The organism is Leptospira chreensis, from assembly GCF_016919165.1.
In the GTDB taxonomy this organism is placed as follows: domain Bacteria; phylum Spirochaetota; class Leptospiria; order Leptospirales; family Leptospiraceae; genus Leptospira_A; species Leptospira_A chreensis.
In genome coordinates this window covers 182,938-198,886 of the sequence record NZ_JAFFPS010000031.1, presented here as the reverse complement: position 1 = coordinate 198,886, position 15,949 = coordinate 182,938, and the positions used below count along the sequence as shown (strand labels likewise).

The 15,949-nt window shown below is 41.1% G+C and carries 16 protein-coding genes; 8 read left to right on the top strand and 8 right to left on the bottom strand.

The window, feature by feature from the left end:
- Positions 1–18: 18 nt before the first annotated feature.
- The 5 genes from JWG41_RS10370 (at position 19) to JWG41_RS10350 (ending at position 5,138) form a co-directional block, all read left to right on the top strand.
- Complete coding sequence (locus JWG41_RS10370) at positions 19–1,533, top strand: choice-of-anchor D domain-containing protein (RefSeq protein WP_205269849.1); 1,515 nt, start codon at positions 19–21, stop codon at positions 1,531–1,533.
- Between the two features lie 16 nt (positions 1,534–1,549).
- On the top strand, positions 1,550–3,562 hold the full coding sequence (locus tag JWG41_RS10365) for a S8 family serine peptidase (RefSeq protein ID WP_205269848.1): 2,013 nt from the start codon (positions 1,550–1,552) through the stop codon (positions 3,560–3,562).
- Positions 3,563–3,581: 19 nt separating this feature from the next.
- The gene (locus JWG41_RS10360) at positions 3,582–3,914 is read left to right on the top strand and encodes a hypothetical protein (RefSeq protein ID WP_232373914.1); all 333 of its coding nucleotides are present in this window, start codon (positions 3,582–3,584) and stop codon (positions 3,912–3,914) included.
- A gap of 71 nt (positions 3,915–3,985) precedes the next feature.
- Positions 3,986–4,261 (top strand): hypothetical protein, encoded by a 276-nt coding sequence (locus tag JWG41_RS10355; protein WP_205269847.1) that lies wholly within the window; start codon positions 3,986–3,988, stop codon positions 4,259–4,261.
- A 457-nt stretch (positions 4,262–4,718) separates the two neighbouring features.
- Entirely contained in the window at positions 4,719–5,138 is a 420-nt protein-coding gene (locus JWG41_RS10350; RefSeq protein WP_205269846.1) for a hypothetical protein, read from the top strand.
- A gap of 11 nt (positions 5,139–5,149) precedes the next feature.
- On the opposite strand, the gene JWG41_RS10345 is transcribed toward JWG41_RS10350, so the two are convergent.
- The 5 genes from JWG41_RS10345 to sthA form a co-directional block, all read right to left on the bottom strand.
- A complete protein-coding gene (locus JWG41_RS10345) occupies positions 5,150–5,536 on the bottom strand; it encodes a TIGR04452 family lipoprotein (RefSeq protein WP_232373913.1) in 387 nt (128 codons plus the stop codon).
- A gap of 324 nt (positions 5,537–5,860) precedes the next feature.
- Positions 5,861–6,406 carry a HAMP domain-containing protein gene (locus tag JWG41_RS10340; RefSeq protein WP_205269844.1) on the bottom strand — a complete coding sequence of 182 codons (546 nt, stop codon included), beginning with the start codon at positions 6,404–6,406 and terminating at the stop codon, positions 5,861–5,863.
- A gap of 84 nt (positions 6,407–6,490) precedes the next feature.
- Positions 6,491–7,534 carry a FecR domain-containing protein gene (locus tag JWG41_RS10335; protein ID WP_205269843.1) on the bottom strand — a complete coding sequence of 348 codons (1,044 nt, stop codon included), beginning with the start codon at positions 7,532–7,534 and terminating at the stop codon, positions 6,491–6,493.
- 6 nt (positions 7,535–7,540) lie between these two features.
- The gene (locus tag JWG41_RS10330) at positions 7,541–8,038 is read right to left on the bottom strand and encodes an RNA polymerase sigma factor (RefSeq protein ID WP_205269842.1); all 498 of its coding nucleotides are present in this window, start codon (positions 8,036–8,038) and stop codon (positions 7,541–7,543) included.
- 123 nt (positions 8,039–8,161) lie between these two features.
- Positions 8,162–9,565: a Si-specific NAD(P)(+) transhydrogenase gene (gene sthA / locus JWG41_RS10325; RefSeq protein WP_205269841.1), complete on the bottom strand. Its 1,404-nt coding sequence runs from the start codon at positions 9,563–9,565 to the stop codon at positions 8,162–8,164.
- Positions 9,566–9,738: 173 nt separating this feature from the next.
- On the opposite strand from sthA, the gene JWG41_RS10320 reads away from it, so the two are divergent.
- The 3 genes from JWG41_RS10320 (at position 9,739) to JWG41_RS10310 (ending at position 13,735) form a co-directional block, all read left to right on the top strand.
- The gene (locus JWG41_RS10320) at positions 9,739–12,510 is read left to right on the top strand and encodes an adenylate/guanylate cyclase domain-containing protein (RefSeq protein WP_205269840.1); all 2,772 of its coding nucleotides are present in this window, start codon (positions 9,739–9,741) and stop codon (positions 12,508–12,510) included.
- A 120-nt stretch (positions 12,511–12,630) separates the two neighbouring features.
- Positions 12,631–13,266, top strand: a complete 636-nt coding sequence (locus tag JWG41_RS10315) for a peroxiredoxin (protein ID WP_205269839.1) — start codon at positions 12,631–12,633, stop codon at positions 13,264–13,266.
- A gap of 52 nt (positions 13,267–13,318) precedes the next feature.
- Positions 13,319–13,735 carry an OsmC family protein gene (locus tag JWG41_RS10310; protein ID WP_205269838.1) on the top strand — a complete coding sequence of 139 codons (417 nt, stop codon included), beginning with the start codon at positions 13,319–13,321 and terminating at the stop codon, positions 13,733–13,735.
- Positions 13,736–13,788: 53 nt separating this feature from the next.
- Here JWG41_RS10310 and JWG41_RS10305 read toward each other — a convergent pair whose 3' ends face one another.
- From JWG41_RS10305 to JWG41_RS10295, 3 genes are all read right to left on the bottom strand, one after another.
- Positions 13,789–14,370 carry a YdeI/OmpD-associated family protein gene (locus JWG41_RS10305; protein WP_205269837.1) on the bottom strand — a complete coding sequence of 194 codons (582 nt, stop codon included), beginning with the start codon at positions 14,368–14,370 and terminating at the stop codon, positions 13,789–13,791.
- Positions 14,371–14,432: 62 nt separating this feature from the next.
- Positions 14,433–15,191: a DUF547 domain-containing protein gene (locus JWG41_RS10300; RefSeq protein ID WP_205269836.1), complete on the bottom strand. Its 759-nt coding sequence runs from the start codon at positions 15,189–15,191 to the stop codon at positions 14,433–14,435.
- Between the two features lie 53 nt (positions 15,192–15,244).
- Positions 15,245–15,946, bottom strand: coding sequence for an alpha/beta hydrolase (locus tag JWG41_RS10295; RefSeq protein WP_205269835.1), 702 nt, complete (start codon positions 15,944–15,946; stop codon positions 15,245–15,247).
- Between the last annotated feature and the right edge of the window lie 3 nt (positions 15,947–15,949).

Genomic DNA, 15,949 nt, shown 5'->3' with positions numbered 1-15,949 from the left:
ATTATGCGCTGTTTACCCATGAATCAAAAACTGAATCTTCTAATATTATTAACATTCACCACATTGTTTACGATCGGTTGCCCAGGTGGCGGCGGAGGTGGTGCTGGACTCGGTCTAATCGCACTCCTTGGCGGTGGTGGAGGTGGGGATGTACCTGCACCTAAACTCGAAGTTGAATACGAAGGTGTTAGCCGGGAAAGTGGTGCTACATTGAATTTGGGTTCTGAACCAGTTAACACTGCCGACGGTAAGACGGGAACAGTCACTATTAAAAATACTGGCAATGTCGCGATCACACTTCCTGGTTCCCCCAATATTGTTGCTCTATCGGGAACAGATGCATCACAATTTACAGTCACTCAACCGGCAACATCTACCTTAGCTGCCGGTGCTTCCGCTGTTTTTACATTAAATTTCAAGCCAACAACAACAGGAGCCAAAACTGCAATCATCAAAATCCAATCAAGCGATGCTGCGGTTGCTTCCTTCCAGTTTAACTTAACAGGAACTGCTGAAACGGCAAGACCTCGATTGGCAGTTTCCGTAGCAGCCACACAAATTAGCGAAAATGGTAACTACGGAATGGGTTCAGTTGAAATCGACTCTTCTGGGACAGCTGTGACTTTTACTGTGAAAAATACGGGGAGTGCTGTGGCGAACTTAGACGGACCACCGGCAGTATCTTCCACCAATGCAAATTTTGCATTAAACTTGGGTGGATTTCCAACTACCATTGCGGCCAATGCTTCGGCAACTTTCACGATTCAATTTTCACCGACGGGAGCCTCGGGATCCAAAACATCGAATATCTCCGTATCTTATGACGGCTCATATGCATTCCTGTTTACTGTTTCAGGAACAGGAACTCCAAAACCTGTACCAACCATCGCTATTTCTCATAACTCCAGTAGTTTTACTACAGGCGGTTCCATTCCCACATTCGGTGTAGTATGGCCCACAATTACATCTTCTGCAAAAACAGTTACTATCAGTAATACGGGAACAGCAACGATGACAGGAATCACCCTTTCTAAACCAAGTGGCGATACTGGAGATTTTACAATCAGTGCTTTCAGTACTGGTGCAACTCTTGCTGCCGGTGCTTCTGGAACATTTACCATTCAGTTTGCGCCATCCACAACAGGTGCTAGAGCTGCCGTGGTAAGGGTTGCCACAACGAACGGAAGTAATGGTTCCGCATCAAGCGCTGACCTGAACGTTTCTGGTACTGGAAAAACAGGAGCCGATATTTTAGTAAGTTGGACGGGCACCAATGAAAAGGCAGCCAATGCTACGGACGGCGGTTATAAAGTTTGTTATAGCCAGACTTCTGGATTTACTGCGGTTCACAATGGAACTACCATCATTTGTGCGGATGTTCCGAATACTGGTGGCACAACACCTGTCTCAAAAGTAATCTCAGTGCCAACCTATGGCAATTGGTATTTCAAAGTATATTCTTACGGGAAATACAACACAACGGGAGGGAGTCCTTCCGCCCAAACTTCTGCAGTAAATGTTCCGAGTACATAGGTTAAGGATAAATCATATGAATATTAATAAAAAAACTGCTTCAAAAATTTTGATCGTAGCAACCATGTTAGTTGTTACCAACATTCTCATTTCCGAACCTGTTTGGAATTTAAATGAAAATACTTTAAATTTGGATGCTCTGCGTGCAAAAGCCAATGCGGGTAAAAAACTTCCTCACCTTCCTGGTGAAGTAGTCATTACCTTCAAAAAACAAGTTCCAGATTCTGAGTTAGTGCACCAAACTTCAAAGTTAGCAAGTAACACTGGAGTTCTCAACCTAAAAGGACATTTTACAACAGCAAAACTAGCAGATTCGGAAACGATGGAAGAGGGATTAGCAAGGATTAAAAGAGATCCCAATGTAGAATCCGTAGAGCCACGTTACCTATACTACAAACAAGCTTCTGCACCAAATGATCCAGAATTTGCAAGACTTTGGGGTTTAAGCAATACAGGACAAACTGTAGCCACTCCAAGTTATACTGCTAACGCTAGTAACCCGGGAACATCCGGAAAAGATATGAATGTTCTTGGTGCTTGGGATGTGACTACTAGTTGCAATAATACCATCGTAGCAGTATTAGATACGGGAGTGACTTACACTCACCAAGATTTAGTTGGTAATATGTGGGATGGTTCTGGTGGTTGCGTAAACCAAAACGGAACGGCGATTGGTGGTGGTTGTCCTAACCATGGTTATGATTTTGCAAGTGGAGATAATAACCCCAGCGATGAAGAAGGACATGGAACTCATGTGGCCATGACAATTGGAGCCGTTGGAAATAACGGAGTGGGAATTTCCGGTGTTTGCCAATCAGCAAAAATTATGGCTGTCCGCGTTTTAGGACTCGGTGGAGGAACCAACGACAATATTGCGAATGGAATTTACTTTGCCGTTCGTAATGGTGCCAAAGTCATCAATATGAGTCTCGGTGGTTCTAGTTTTAGCACTGCCATCAATTCAGCAATCGAGTTTGCCCGAACCAATGATGTTTTGGTAGTGGTAGCGGCAGGAAATGATGGATTAAATTTAAGTGGGACAGGCAATGCTTACCCTTGTGAGAATACAAATGCAAACTTAATTTGCATTTCTGCTTTGGACCAAAAACATGCATTAGCAAATTTTTCAAACTATGACAGCAATGCAACTGTAGCCAGCCGCTCTTCTGACTTCGGTGCCCCAGGAACCAATATCTATAGTGGGTATGGAACAGAAGTATCTTATAACGAAAACGCTACAAGTTATTCCGATTGGACATATTCCACTTCAGGAACTGCTTGGGCCTCTTCCACCTGCACATTAGCGAATTACAAGATGCTTGTGACGGCAGATTGTACTTTAGCAAACGCTTTGTTTGATAGCTCTGCAAATACCATCACAACAACTGCTTTGAATACAAATAGTATCGTTTATAAAAACTTTACGATTCCAGCAGGTGCTACGAATGTTTCCCTTTCCCACTTCATAGTAAGTTATGGCGAAAGACAATCTACAAGTGCTTGTTACGATTATATCCAAGCGAAATATTCTGCAACGGCAGGGTCTCCGGCAGCGGCTACAACTTTGACCATGTATGATAGCAATTTTTCCAATTTTCAATCTCAACTTTGTAGAAATGGTTCAAATACCTTTATAAGTAATTCTGCAGATACTAAGGTACTTAATAATTGTATTGGAACAGCTGGGACAAATTGTACAGTAGGTTACCGATTGGTAAGTGATACTTCTGGTACCTACTTTGGTGGACTTGTTGGGGACGTATTCCTTACTGCTTGGGCACCATCTACAACTGCCTATACTAACTTAAACGGAACTTCCATGGCTACTCCCAATGTATCTGGTGTTGCAGCCCTCATCCGTTCCTACAACCAAACTTTCACTTACCAAGATGTGATCACAAAACTCATCGAAGGTGGAGTGGCTGAAGCGGCCCTCGCTGGGACAACTCAGTATGGAAAAGCAATCAATGCGAATGCTTCCATAAAACACCTCAAACAAGTGACAGGAGTTACCGCTGTTTTACAATAAGACAATTGGTTACAGCCTCATGATCGCAGCCTTAACCACTGGCTGCACCTTGTTTGGTGAACCAAAACAAAACCAACAGATGCGACCCTTGGAAGAGAAACAACCTATGTTCAAAGAAGGAGAGTATATCTTTTCTTCGAAAGAGGGTGTGTCTCTTGAGGAATTACGCTCTTTATTCAATGAGTTTGGTATTATCAAATTGGATTCTCTTGTCGTTCACGATCGGACTTATCTTCTCGTTTTGAAAGAAGATCCTGGCCTAACCATATTAGAAAAAAAGGCAACGACTTCTGGAAAAATTCGATACATTGAAAGAAACGGAATCCTTCAAAAATATAATTCAAAACCGTAATTCTTGTTTATACTTACGCCAGATTAAAAAAACCGAAAACTAAACCGCACTAAAGTCTGTCTAAGGACTAAGTGCGTTCCTTTCTTGTTTCAATTTGTTCTCTATTTCTTCTCGTCCATTGTACCAAAACCAATCCTTCCTATGAAGCTTGCGAACGAGCCGATTTAGATTATCTAGCTTGTTCCCTTGTTGTTTACCAATCCTATTCTTATTGTTCTGAAACTGCATCTTCTGTGACTGGTAGTGCTGAAGTGAAAGCGGCCGCAAAGTTCCGCTGTGACGCGGAGCGTTTGGTGGGATCTTATCTTTGCGATGATATTAAGAAAAAAATCTGCGGAACCAAATGAAATTTTCCCGTAAGAGCCGGTGCAGTAAGTAAGACGGCAATGCAATAGAATACATCTCATTAGTATGTATCAAGACAGAACTGTAAAGGATGTATGAGTACACTCAAGTATCGCCAGCTCTAATGCGACATAAGATCAATTATGGGAAGTAACAAGTTGCTTCAGGGAATCGTCTCTACTAGAAACACTCGTCATTGCATCATCTTGAATCTACTTCCAATCCTAACAAAGGAAACGATTCCTCGATTGAATCAATCGCATCCATTTTTTCCCCATGCGCCTCGCCATTGGATTCAACATCGAAATTTTAAACAAGAAGCGATCCCGCTCTTCGCTCCAATCTTTCGCATCTGCGAAAGGATTTCCGCTGCGATCGGTGGCAAAGGATTATTCTTTACAATCGAACTCATTTAAGATTTAAAAGAAACCCATTGGAAAACAAAAACCGAGGTAATATATGCCAGAAATAGTAAAAAATGTCCTTTGGGTCATCCTTGGAATTTTTCTCGGAAGTGTGGTGAATATGGGGCTTGTTATGGTTAGTGGAAATATCATCCCACCACCACAAGGAGCTGATGTCACAACAATGGAAGGTTTAAAGGCTTCCATCCATCTTTTCGAACCCAAACACTTTCTATTTCCTTTTCTCGCCCATGCCATCGGAACTTTTGTTGGTTCGGGGTTTGTTTCCCGATTCGTCGCAAATCATATTTTAAAATATTCGTTTGCTGTTGGAGTTTTCTTTTTAGTCGGTGGGATCGCCAATATTCTGATGCTTCCTTCCCCTCTTTGGTTTACCCTTGTGGATTTAGGTTTTGCTTACTTGCCAATGAGTTATCTTGCGTATAGAATATTTAGCAAGAGCCCACTGGCATAACTACATAAGATTTAAAAATCGAAGGTTTTCACCTCTTCAATCTTACAAGAAAGCTCAACAGAAGCATAGTTAGGAAGAGCCAAACCGAGAAGATAAATATTCTTCTCACAAGCGTCAACAGTCTCTCTCTTATAATATTTGTCTGGATTGATCTCTGCTAAGATAGGGATTAAAACCCCGTTTAATAAGGACGAGGATGCTTCCGCACCAGCCGATCCTGCTCCCAATGGTGCAAACTTTGCGCCATCGATTCGCCGAGAGGCTTCGAGTAATTTTGCCTTAGCATCGGAACCCAAAATATTATCGGAACTCAACCTAGCAAGTGTTGGTTGGCTACATCCAATTCCCAAAATCACTAAACCGAACAGAACAACCGATGAAATGTAACTTTGTCTCATTTTCATAATGGAAAATCTTTTAGGAAAAGAAAAAGAAAGTCAAACTGAAAGAATTGAAAACTAATGTATGATGGTAATGAATGGAAAATATTTTTTTCCTGAACTTTGTTCGGACAAGGATCTTGAGTTTCATTACGTCCTTCGTTCTGGAATAAACTCCAAAACATGAACAAACCAAAATAAAAAGCGAAGGATTGGAAGTGAGAGTTGTCAGATGGGGAAATTTCTGGTAGGAGTGGTTTTGGGAAAGCCCACTAGCCCGCCTCCACCACCCAATTCAGGGCGGGGGCTTCTCGGCGGCAATGCGACATAGTATAGTTATGTTTACTTCTTCGCGCTATCGCTCACGCGTTTTTGAATCACCTCATTCAATACTTCGACAAGCTCTTGGAACTCATCCCCCTTCCGGATTCGAATGGTTTCAATCGGTTCCCCTGATGCCATTCGCTGTAAGGAACGTTTGATACTAAACACAGGTCCTGCCATCTTATGCGATTTAAAAACAGAAAACACGGTGATCAAAAGTAGATACAAGATGGAGAGTGTGACCACCGCATCAAATTGGATGGTATACATATTCAATTGGTGGTCGTAGTTCGGAAGATAAATCTCCCTTGGAACAAACTTTTCCTTTTGTTCCCCAGGAGCTGGATCCTCATTTTCCACTTTCCAAAACACAGTTTGTGCATCCTGGCGAAGACGGAATACCGCACCACCATCATACTTGGATTGGTTCAACCAGTAGAGAAAACCTAAAGTCACAAGTACCCCGGATATAAACAAAAGAGAATAATGAGCTAAAAACTTTAACTGGAATTCTTTATCGATGAGATAGTGAAAGCGAAAGGTCTTTTTGTGATTCTGCGGCATGATTTCCTTTAAGGTGCCCAAAGGCGTGGGTATTCGGAAAGAGCCTCTCAGAAAAAGACAAAATTGTCAAAAAACTTATGAAAATTAACGGATTTTTTCTGTTTCTAAAATCTTTTGGATCGGGATTTCGATAGGTCCTTCCAATCCTTGGAAGTGCAGATGTGTTTCCGATTGCCCAAGAATCACACCTCGGTATTCGGTTCCATCTTCCAATCGTACAAGTTCTAATCTAGCATGTTCTTCGTATAGTTTGGACTCACGAGCAAGAACGGTTTGTGTTTGGAAGGCTTTGAGTTCTTTATCTTCTTTCGGACTCACTGGAGTCGGTGCCGTCGGCAATCCCTCTCCTGATTTAATCACCGTTTGTTGTTTGGAAGTGAGGATAAGTTCTCCGACTGCCACTGATCCCTCGCGAACGGCGACCACTTCAGATTTTCCATCGAACTGAACACTGAAGACAGTCCCTCTAACTTGCGTAAGATGTTCGCCGGCTTGGACAACAAATTGGCTGTCCTTCGAGAGTTTGGAAACAGAGGCAAATAACTTCCCCTTTTTTACAGAGAACTTTTGTGATTGGGCCTCATTTGTTTTTTCAATGAGATCCATAACTACTTCCGAATTCGGAGTGATCCGCATCCAAGAACCAGTTTCAAAATCTAAATCAATTTGAGAGGAACCTTCCGTAAGGATCACATCCCCCGATGCCAATTGGTAGTTTTTTACCAGTGGGACTGGGTTGGAACTACCTACAGGAAGCACAGAGACCTTTCCTTTTACGGAAGAAACTTGAACCTTCAGCGGAGACGAAACCGCCTGTTTTGTTTCTTTTGCCGGAGAAGCGACAGCTAATTCCGATTTGTCTGATTGCGATGGATTGATAAAGAAAACAAAAAATAATGCCGCAGCAAGCGAGAGAACAGAACCACTAGCAACCGCAAGACCTATCGGTTTACGAAAGAATGAAATAACATTGGATGAAGAACTTTTCTCTGGAGAATATTCGAATTGGATACTTCGCTTGGATACTGTCTCCCAAGAAGGGAATTCTCTGGACTCAGTCACCTTTGCAGGTTTACGTAAGAGTTCTTCCCATTTAGCGATTGTATGTTGCTTATCAAATTCGTTCATTAATTTCTAATCCGGTACCAGGTTCTCTCTCTTGGCAATGGCTAACACCTTCTCTGTGGCCTTAATGACCAAACGAGATGCGGTGGAAACCGAAACCCCTAGAACCTCAGCGATTTGAACCAACTGAAATCCTTCCACATTTTTGAGTAACAAAGCCGAACGTTCTTCTTCGGACAACTCTACCAAAAAAGAATAAAGTCTATCTTCTAAATCTTGGTATTCTGCTTTGATTTCGAGTTTTGGATTGTGACTATGAAATTCGATTTCATCGGAGACAATCTCTCTTGTTGTAGAAAATTTTTTAGCATAATTAATCGATAAATTGCGGGCAATCGTATACAAAACCATGACGGACTTCTCTTCTGAGAGACCGGCCTCGCCGTAATGTTTATGGAAACTTAAGAAGCTGTCTTGCATCAAATCCATTGCCGTATCCGCATTTTGAGTGTACTTGTAAAGGAAGTCATAAATACGCTTATGGCTTCTTTCATAAATTTGACTCATAGAGACAGCTTTGTCTGACACAATCTTGTATGTGTTGGTAAAACCAAGTCTCTGACAAGTAAAATCCCGTTCCTCTCTGTAAAAGTAAACAACCGGGACTGGTCAGATTCTCAATTTCTTAGATTATTTTTCTCTTAAAAGGGCATCATTTGCAGCATTTTTATAAGCCCCAATCATGGTCGGGTAGTTGAAAATATGCTCGGTGAAGTACTCAATGGGGGCCTTGAGATTGACCACACATTGTCCCAGAGCAATGAGCTCGGTGGCCTTGTCCGAAATGATATGAACGCCCAAAACTCGCCTAGAGTGTTTATCAAAAAGGATTTTTAAAAGCCCTACCTGATCTCCACTGATTTGGGCACGAGTGATGGTATCAAACCGAGCCATTCCCACTCCATAAGAAACTCCGCGAGCTTTTAACGCTTCTTCGGTGGGACCAATGGTCGCAATCTCTGGTAATGTATAAATCCCAATCGGGAATTCTTCTGCATCCACAGGAACCGAAGGATGACCAAACATATGCTTGGCGACGTAAGCTCCCTGGTACATGGATACCGATGCCAAACTTGGAAATCCAATGACATCCCCACATGCATAGATATTAGGAACATTCGTTTGGTAGTTTTCGTTGACTAAGATTTGTTTTCTGTCGTTTGGCACAATCCCAACAGATTCTAATCCTAAATTGTCCACATTTCCTAACCTGCCACGAGAAATCAGCACTTGTTGGACACGAACCACTTCACCTTTGTTAGTTGTGAGTTCGTAACCATCCTCGTTCGGTAGTTTATGATACTTTGTAATGGAAGAATCCACATGAATGGATATCCCCGATTGTTGCATGATACGAGCCATTTCACTGGATACATCTTCATCTAAAAAACCAAGAATCCGGTTTTGGGAATCAAAGAGATGTACCTGAACTCCAATATGAGAAAAAATGGTAGCGTATTCCGATCCGATGATTCCAGCACCTACGACCGCAAGAGAGGTAGGCATTTTTTTCATCGCAAAGAGTCCATCACTATCGTAAACGAGTCCCTCTTCAAAAGGAATGTTTTCATTCGTGGGTCTACGAGGACTACTGCCTGTGGCGATTAAGATGTTTTCAGTTTCGTAAACTTTTTTTCTACCAGCAGAGTCTGCGACTTCCACATGATGGGCATCGATAATTGTTCCCCAACCAGTGAGAGTGGTCACACGATTCTCAATCATTTGTTCGCGAGTGACATCTTCTTCTTTTTCAATCACAGTCGAGGCACGAAACATCAATTCTTGTAATGTGAGTGTTGCTGTCTGCGGGGACTGGAGTCCATGCAGTTTGGACAATTTTAAGTTCCGGTAGAACCGGCTCGTTTCTTGTAAGGATTTGGAAGGAATGGTTCCGTAATGGACACAACCACCACCCAAGTAAGGGTCTTTTTCTATGATGGCTGCTTTTTTTCCCATTTTGCTTGCTTGGATAGCAGCTTTTTGTGCGGCAGGACCGCCCCCGATGGCGAGTAAATCAAATCGATTGATGGACATTTGCTAAAAAAACAATACCGATGAAGTGAAAAATAGCAAGCAAAATTGAAAGAACAACCCCATTCCCAATTCTTCGTATTTTTCACCTAACAAAGCAACAAATGAAATACAAAAAATCTTGCGTTGCAAACTCATAGTCTCATGTTTCATCCATCCCTATGGAATTCTTTAAAATGATCCAAACTGGGCTCACTCTTGTCTGGAAAATTCTTTCCGAAGGGATCCGAGCCAAACTTGCATGGTTTACGGGTACTTTGATTGCCTTAACCATCCTCCTACTTTCGATCATCACCGTCCGCCAACAAACTGCCATCCTCTCTGAAAGTTATGAAAAACAAGCTGCCGTCTCCAAAAACTTTATCGCGAGTTTGGTAATGGAGATTGAGAATATATCGCAAAATTTAATCCGCATCGAAGAGTTCAAACTAAGGATCGAAAGACAAAGAGAAGAATTAAAAAAATACCGAACCGCGAAAGTGGTGACCAAAAAAAAGACAGTTTCTGTGTTTGGATTCAAAACCAATTTGTTTGGATCCCTTGGAACATCCAAAGTAGTAAAGAAGGTAGATACATTTTTTTCCGTTTATCTAACCAAAGATGATGTGGCGGTTTTGGAACGGGAGATACGCCAACAACTCCGCGAAGCAGCCAACCGAAGCATTAGTGAAAGAGAATGGAATACTCTTGTCCACCTGGCATCTTCTTATGTGCGAAATGAAGAAAAGTATGTAGAAGCACAAAAACAAACTCCTCCCGAAGACCCGGAAGAAAAAACCAATTGGGAAACGAGTGTCAAAAACTTAAAAAAAGAAATTCGAAATCATAAATCACAATTAGATCTATTCATTGCTAAGTTCTATGCAGATTCCAAAAAACGCAAACTAGAAGAACTAGGCCTTGATACCCAACTCTTTCGGATCCAAACCTTCCCACTTTCTGCAATGATCCCAGGAGAGACTTCACTTGCCTCTTTTGATACACAAATCATCGACAATACTTCTCCACTCGCAAAAATTGATCAGTTTGACCAAATGGAAGAAAGTTTGGTGGAGTCTTTTCAGCGCCTAGCAGACGATATATCATCTCTGGATGAAAATGAAAAACAATATGTATACGAGTGGCAAGATAGAGAAATCCAAGCCCTCCACTCTCCCCTATTCCGCCACCAAAACTCTACGAAGAGAGCTTTTCATTTAAGTAGTGTGAAAGCAAACCTTGGTGACTACCGAGAAGTCATCAAAGAAGATTACCGAATCACAAACCAACTGAATGAACTGATTCCCAAACTTAGAGAACGCATCCAGTTTTTAAAAAATGCAAAACCTCCCATTCCTCCAGCAAAGGACAAACTCTTCACAAGTTTTTATAAATCCTATAACGAACTCATTTCCGAGAGAGATCAGATCTTTGATGCTGTTACAACGAATTACCCAATTCCTTTAGAAAACTGGGAAAAAATCGAATCCTTAAGAAGTTTACGCGATGTGGCTTTAGAAGATTGGATTTTAATGAAATTCAAAACCGATCCCACAGAATACGAACGTTATTACCAAGATCCGGATTCTAGAGAAACCCAAAGGAACCGATGGAAAGCCATTCGTAAGTGGATTAGCTCCGCCGAACAAGAAACCCCTACAAAAGAATTAAAAAAACTTTTTCCAGATGGGAGTTTTGGCCACTCCCGCAGTGAATCAGAAGAGATCCTATGGAAGTTAGATGGAACCCATCTTTTGGAATCAGAGAATGTTCCAAACTTAGTATTACGTGATAATTTTTCTGGACTCATTCGCACGCTTGTGGATAGAACCGATGGAATTCGCGCCATCAAAGATAACAGGAACCAAATTGTATTCACAGCCATTACCATCTGTTTGGTGGCCATTATCTTTGCGATTTTTATCTCCGGTGTGGTAGTTCAAAAAATCAGAAAGATCATTCGCAGTGCAGAAGATGTCGGGGAAGGAAATCTCCATGTCCATTTTGATGATGGTGGCAATGACGAATTTGGAAATTTAACTGTGGCACTCAACCAGATGGTTTCCGGATTAAAAGATCGTGAAAAAATGCGCGGAGTGCTTGGTAGTATGGTGGATCCAGTGGTGGTCGGAGAAGCTCTCAAAGACTTAGAAAAACTAAAACAAGGAAGTGAAAAAATCATCACAGCTTTCTTTTCTGATATCGCTGGTTTTAGTGCCATTTCTGAAAAACTTAACTCAAAGGAACTCGCAAATCTACTGAACGAATATTTATCTGCCATGACCATCATTCTCAAACACCATGATGGTGTTTTGGATAAATACATTGGGGATGCCATCGTTGGAGTTTTTAATGCCCCACTGGATGTAGAAAATCATTGTTTAAAGGCAGTATCGGCCAGCGTTGAGATGAGAGACAAATTGGAAGTTCTGAAAGAGGAATGGAAAACCAATAATAAATACATCGCGGAAGCCCATACCATGAAGTTCCGGATTGGATTAAACATGGGTTATGCGAAAGTTGGGTTTATGGGAACTGATGCTTTGGCTTCTTATACCATGATGGGTGATACAGTCAATCTTGCAGCAAGGCTCGAAGCAGCAGGAAAAGATTATGGGGTTTGTATTTTGGTTTCTGAATATGTTCAGGACGAAATCAAAGATCATTTTTTCACAAGGAAATTAGATATTGTTCGAGTGAAGGGAAAAACCAAACCCGTCACACTTTATGAAGTTCGTGCCAAAAAAGGGGACGAAACGGAAGCAGACCACCAACTAGTGGAGGCCTATGAAAGTGCCCTTTTCTCTTATTTGAACCGAAAGTTTGAGGAAGCAGGCAAAAAATTCTACACCATCCTGACTTCCACTGGGGATGAGGCCTGCAAACTCCTTTGGGAACGTTGCCAGTATTACTTGGAAACTCCCCCAGAACCAGATTGGGACGGGGCTTTCACCAGAACAAAAAAGTAGGAAATCTACGAAAAATTTCAATAAAATGGAAATTTCATCCAATAAAGTGTAACAAACTCTTGCATTTTTAGAGAACAATTCTAAATTGGGAACAACTGATCATCTTATAGGAGACATACCATGGCACTACGTTTAGGCGACGAAGCACCCAATTTCCAAGCGGAAACCTCTGAAGGCAAAATTGACTTTCATGAATATTTAGGACAAGGTTGGGGAATTTTATTTTCTCACCCAAAAGACTACACTCCCGTTTGTACAACAGAACTGGGATATGTAGCAAAAATCAAACCTGAGTTCGAAAAACGAAATGTAAAAGTAATCGCACTTTCTGTTGACCCTGTTGACAGCCACAAAGGTTGGATCTCTGATATCAACGAAACACAAGGGACTAAAGTGAATTATCCTATCATCGCGGATGCTGATCGTAAGGTATCTAACCTTTATGATATGATCCACCCGAATGCAAGTGAAACCACTACGGTTCGTTCTGTATTTGTTGTAGGACCAGACAAAAAAGTGAAATTAACTCTCACTTATCCTGCATCTACTGGAAGAAACTTTGACGAACTTTTACGTGTGATTGACTCTTTACAACTTACTTCTCAGTTTAGCGTGGCAACTCCTGCAAACTGGAAAGACGGGGAAGATACAATCATCGTTCCTTCCGTTTCTGATGAAGATGCAAAGAAAAAATTCCCTAAGGGATTCAAAACCATCAAACCTTATTTACGTTACACTCCACAACCGAATAAGTAGTTTTTAAGTAAAGCGGGTCAAAGGCCCGCTCGTTCTATCCTGTCTAAAACTTATGAATATCAAACTGAATCGAATTGAATCCCCTTACGGATTGGAAGCTTGGAATGAATCCGGTAACTCCATTCGTATCGATGCCTCACCTGAAATTGGTGGAAAAAATTCTGGACCACGGCCCATGGAACTTTTGATTATGGGACTTGCTGGTTGCAGTAGCATTGATGTACTGATGATTCTTGCCAAATACAGAATTGAAGTGAAAGACTACTCAGTCGAAGTTGATGCCGAAAGAGAGAAAGTCGAAGAAGTGAATCTCTTTAAAAACATCCATATGAAATTTAAAATTCAAGGTGATTTTAACGAAGATCAGGTGAAACGTGCGATTGATCTCAGTTTAGAAAAATATTGCTCGGTTGCCAAAACACTAGAGAAAACAGCAAAAATCACTTATGAGTTAGAATTAGTTCCTTAAAACCAATTCACCTCCCTGAAAGGAATTTCTTAGAAAACAATAAGGGAAACAATTTAGTGCAATTTTTGTTGATTCTTTATCATTTCGAGAAGAGTCTTCATTCGTTTGTCTCTTGTCTTTTGCGTCTTTGCCGTTTGTAATCGCCAACCAATTGCAAATAAGTTTGCTTTATTTAGTGTTTTAAAGAATTCGTGGGCATCCTGATCTTTTACTACTTCTGCTAGAAAATCGGGGGGTATTTCCATTTGGCTCGGAGAATCATAGGCTTTGTCCCATCTGCCATCTTTTTTTGCAGTCTCTATTTCTAATAATCCTTTTGGTTGCATTCGTTTTTCTTTGATCAGCAGATCTGCTTTCTCTCTATTTCGCTTTGACCAATTGCTTTGTGGTCGGCGTGGAGTAAATTTCTGAATCCATGATATTTCATCGTATTTTTTTTTCTGGCTATCGATCCATCCGAAGCAAAGAGCTTCATCTAGGGCCTCATCATAGGTTATTGTTTTTTTTCCGGAGTCTTTCTTGTAAATTCGAAGCCAAATACCATCAGGAAGTGTTACAAAATTTAACATTAGCCATTCCTTCCATTTCGTTGCGGAAGAAAAAGATTTGATGATCATTTCATTATTTTTATTCATCAAATTTCCATTGAATTCAACAATTACTTATGCAACAAAATACGCTATATTTATCTGATATTTTATTTTAGCTCGTTCAAATCCCAATTGTATTCGTTATAAGCAATTTTTGCATCTGGTTTGATTGTCTCATCAAACCCTTCTTGTAGGTATTGGATGAGAGTGGTTTTTTTCGTAAAATCGGTTTGGAACCAATTGAAAATTTTGCTTATGTACAAAGTGTTCGTTGTTTTGTCGTAAGAATTCTTTTTGGGATTTTTTAAGAACCCAAGTTTTGCTGATTGGAGTTGTTTCTCCAAACCATTGGGTGTGTAGGCCTCAGAAACTAAACTCGGACAACCGATAGAAGCGCAAACGATAGCAAAATGAATTCTTGGTTCATTGAAATCCTTTCTTAATTTCTCATGTTCAATCCAATCCAAATGTCTTGATTTTCCAAGAAGGGAAAAGAATTCCTTTTTCCAAGGAATCCCTCGGGCTAAGTTGATTTTGGAAAAAGGCGATCCAATTTCTGTAATACTTTCCACGGGGTAATGATCCAAAATCAATTTGATGGTAAAGGCGTTGTAGGCATTGATGAGGAAACTTTGTTTTTCTTTTTCTGTGAATCCTTGGTATTGGGTCTCGGAAACCTTGGAAAGATTGTCCAAATATTGGCGAAGGGTTCCCTCTTCCGATTGGATTCCTTTATAGGAAACAAGACCATTCTTTACATACTTCTTCAAAAGAGAGTCCCAAACTAAATGTTTATGATCGAAGGTTTGGGCAGAGGCCCCTTGTAAGAAACCAAAACAAAGGAAAATAAAGAGAAAATGTTTCATGATGATCACCCAATGACTTAGACAGATCCAAACGAGTCTGCCAACGAGAATTTTTAAGACAAACTATTCAAATAACGACTGACACCTTGGATGACAGGAGCCGGAATTTCATGGCCACCATTAAAAGCGATGAATTCACCCAGAAGTTCAGAGTTACGGAGTAACTTTTCCAGTTTTTTTGCGCCCGCATAACCAAGGATAGGATCAAATTCACCATGAGATTGGAAAAAACGTAAATTCGATTTTTTTGGTGCCAACTCTTTCCAAAGGGATTCATTCACAAGTGCCCCGGAAAGGATCATAAGGCCCTTGGATAATTCTTCTTTTCGGAGTGTTAGGTCTGTGGCAAGCATAGCCCCTTGGGAAAATCCACCGAGAATCAATTGGTTCCAAGGAACGCCAATCGCATCTAACATTAAATATGCGGCTTGCCTTGCCACATCCATCCCTTCTGGGTCTTTGTCGGCAAAATTTCTGAAATCGTTTTTTCGGATCGCTTCTTCCAAAGCAGCCATATCAATCGGAAACCATGCCCGACCGGAATACCCAGGCATCAAAGGAACACTCAAATGTCCGTGAGGGAAAACCCAATTGAACTTTTGGTCTGTGACTAGGACTTCATGGATGGGATATAAATCAAAGGCACTGGCACCATATCCATGAAATAAAACAACAGTGGGTGCATCTGGATCCCCTTTGACTCGAAGTACTTGTAAGGGCCCTAGAGATTCTAGATCGTTTTCATTATCTAACATAGT